Source organism: Corallococcus sp. CA047B (assembly GCF_003612065.1).
GTDB lineage: Bacteria > Myxococcota > Myxococcia > Myxococcales > Myxococcaceae > Corallococcus > Corallococcus praedator.
In genome coordinates, this window is record NZ_RAWD01000569.1 from 1 (window position 1) to 2,744 (window position 2,744).

Below are 2,744 nucleotides of genomic sequence, written 5' to 3' on the forward strand. Positions count from 1 at the left end.
GGCGCGCTGGAGTGGGGGGAGGCGCCCGGCACGCGCCAGTCCTGGGCCCGGGCCCACCGGCGCATCTCGCGGGCCTCCTCGTTGCCGTCGAAGAACTCGTCGGACTCCTCGGTGACGGCGTCGTGGGGAGGCGGGGCCGCGAACAGGGGGATGTCCCAGCTTTGGGACGCGCGCTCCAGGGCGGCGTTCAGGTCCGCGTAGAGGTCCGCGCCCATCGGGTAGCGCTGGGCGACGTCGTGGCGGAGCATCCGTTCGCAGATGGCATCCAGCTCGCGGGGCACGCGCGGGTTGAGCGCCCGGGCGGAGCGGCTGGGGGCGGCGCGGATGCGGCCCAGCAGGGCCTCCGCGGGCACGTTCGTGGGGTAGGGGAAGTCGCCGGTGAGCACCTCGAAGAGGACCAGGCCCAGCGAATAGAGGTCGTCGGTGGGCTGGTAGACGTAGCGGGTCAGGTGCTTGGGGTAGCGCAGCCAGTACCGGAGCAGCTCCGGGCTGCGGTAGCTGGGGGTGCCCGGTGGGGGCCGGTCGTCGGTGATCCGCGCGGCGCAGGCGTGGTCGCTGGAGCCGAAGTCCACCAGCACCGGCCGGGCATCCGACGCTCGCACGATGATGTTGCTGCCCTTGATGTCGCGGTGGCGCACGCCGGCGCGGTGGATGAAGTCCAGCGTCAGCGCCAGCTCCGCGAACAGCCGCGCCACCTGCCGGGGGGTAGGCCGCGACGCCAGGGCCCACTCCGACAGCGTGGGGCCCTCCACGTAGTCCATCACCAGGAACAGGTAGCCGGTGCTCGGGTGGGGCCAGCGGTGGTAGCCGCGCAGCGCCACCACGTTGGGGTGGGCCATGCGGTGCAGGACGCTCACCTCCTTGAGGGTGCGCGCGTCCACCTGCGAGCCCTCCTCGGCGTCCTGGGGACCGTAGAGCGCGAACTTCAGCGCCACGGGCACGCCCCCGGTCTCCGCCAGGAACACGGTGCCGTAGCCCCCGGTGGCCAGGCGCTTGAGCAGCTTGAAGCTGCCCACCACCTCCTGGGGTTGCAGCAGCAGCGGGTGGCCTTCGATTCCCATGCTCATCGCGGGCTCCTCCCCGCGCCCGCGGAGCGGGAAACAGGTGTGGGACGTGGAGGGTTCAATTCAAGAGGGAGAACGTGGCTGGGCGGACGCATGGCTGGAAAGGTCGATAGGACCTGGGAGGTCCATAGCATGGCGACTGCCCCTTGGGGTAGTGTCGGGGCCATGTCAGGTAGGGCGCCGGACACCTGACTTCACGGGGAACATGGCTTTCCGGGCAGGGGTGGTGAGCGGCAATGAACGAGGAGTTGGCCATCACGGTGGGCACGGCGGCGCGCGCGGCCCGTGAGCGACAGGGGCTGACCCAGGGAGACGTGGCCAGCCAGGTGGGCATCGCCATGGAGGTGTACAGCCGGATGGAGCGGGGGCGGGTGTTGCCCAGCTCCACGACGCTGCGTCGGTTGAGCATGGTGTTGCGCATCCGCGCGGACACGCTCCTGGGATTGGACGGGCCCACGCCGCCGCAGGAGGCGCTGACGATGGCGCTGGCGGACCGGGAAGAGGATCCGCCGTCCTTGCGGCGGCTGGTGCGAGCGCTGCGGCCGCTGGACGAGGAGGAATTGAAGGCGCTGGGCCTGGTCATCCAGGGCGTGTTGGCGTTCCGGGCGCGCTGAGTGCTGGCGGGACCTGAAAACTTGCGCACGGGGGGAGAGGTGCAAGGTTTTGGGGGTGCCTGCGCCCGTCAATGAGAAGCTGAACACGGTCTTTGGAGCCGCCGCGCGGGATGCGCGGATGCGGTTGGGGCTCACGCAGGCGGACGTGGCGGAGCGGGTGGGCATCGCCATGGAGGTCTACAGCCGCATGGAGCGCGGGCGGATGTTGCCCCGGGCGCAGAACCTGCGGCGGCTGTGCGACGTGCTGGCGGTGTCCGCGGACGCGCTGCTGGGCGTGGGGCCGGGCCTGTCGCCGGTATCGCCGCGAGCGCCCCGGCATGAAGAGGACTCCGCGGAGCTGCGGCGGCTGATGCGCACGCTGCGGGAGTTGGATCCGCAGCGGCTGAAGGCCGTGTCGCGCGTGGTGAAGGCGATGGTGTCGGTGCTGCCGGCGCCGACTGCCTCCGCGCCGGTGGCCCGGAAGAAGGCGCAGGCGAAGAAGCGCCGGACGACGGGTTAGAGCACGTTCAAGATGCGTCCCTGTCGGTCGATGGCGTAGTCCGCGCCCGCGTCCAGGATGGGCACCTCCAACTGGATGCCGCAGCGTTCAATCTTGGGAAGGAAGCTGACGAAGTAGAGGTCGTCGTTGGCTTTCAAGATCGTCGCGTCGTACGTGTCACGCCGGGTCAGGCACTTCGTCAGCGCTTCATTGCTGGTATCCGCCTTGCTGTGGGGCGGGATGAATTCATTGAGTGCGACGATGAAGGCCGCCAGCGCGGGCCCGTCCAGATGCGTTCCCTCCTCATACGAGTTGGGGAAGTCGATCTGGGCTGCTTGCTCTGGCGTGCCGCGTGGAGCCCGCTCGTACTTGTAGTAACCGAACAGGGAACATCCCGGCAGCAGGCCAAGGATCAGGAGGGCGGACAGCAAGCGGAGTTTCGTCATGGACCTGTCTGTCTCCGTGTCCGGAAACGATCCCGCGAGTGGGCCGTCTACCTGGAGTCGCCCATCGTCCATCCGCTGCACTCGCATGACCACCGGTCATTTCAAGTCACTCGCCGTGCAGCCTCACCACCCATTTCCCGTC

4 protein-coding genes are annotated in these 2,744 nt (G+C 69.3%); 2 read left to right on the forward strand and 2 right to left on the reverse strand.

Annotation, left to right across the window (positions count from 1 at the left end):
* The coding region (locus D7X74_RS41055; RefSeq protein ID WP_233602474.1) for a serine/threonine-protein kinase at nt 1–1,067 on the reverse strand (1,067 nt) is incomplete at its 3' end.
* 233 nt (nt 1,068–1,300) lie between these two features.
* On the opposite strand from D7X74_RS41055, the gene D7X74_RS41060 reads away from it, so the two are divergent.
* Complete coding sequence (locus D7X74_RS41060) at nt 1,301–1,678, forward strand: helix-turn-helix domain-containing protein (protein WP_120538356.1); 378 nt, start codon at nt 1,301–1,303, stop codon at nt 1,676–1,678.
* Between the two features lie 55 nt (nt 1,679–1,733).
* Entirely contained in the window at nt 1,734–2,177 is a 444-nt protein-coding gene (locus D7X74_RS41065) for a helix-turn-helix domain-containing protein (RefSeq protein WP_167508780.1), read from the forward strand.
* On the opposite strand, the gene D7X74_RS41070 is transcribed toward D7X74_RS41065, so the two are convergent.
* On the reverse strand, nt 2,174–2,602 hold the full coding sequence (locus D7X74_RS41070; protein ID WP_120538358.1) for a hypothetical protein: 429 nt from the start codon (nt 2,600–2,602) through the stop codon (nt 2,174–2,176). The genes D7X74_RS41065 and D7X74_RS41070 overlap by 4 nt on opposite strands.
* Nucleotides 2,603–2,744 lie beyond the last annotated feature (142 nt).

Coding starts and splice junctions, on each gene's coding strand:
- D7X74_RS41060 (WP_120538356.1), top strand. CDS start 1,301: ATGAACGAGGAGTTGGCCATCACGGTGGGCACGGCGGCGCGCGCGGCC.
- D7X74_RS41070 (WP_120538358.1), bottom strand. CDS start 2,602: ATGACGAAACTCCGCTTGCTGTCCGCCCTCCTGATCCTTGGCCTGCTG.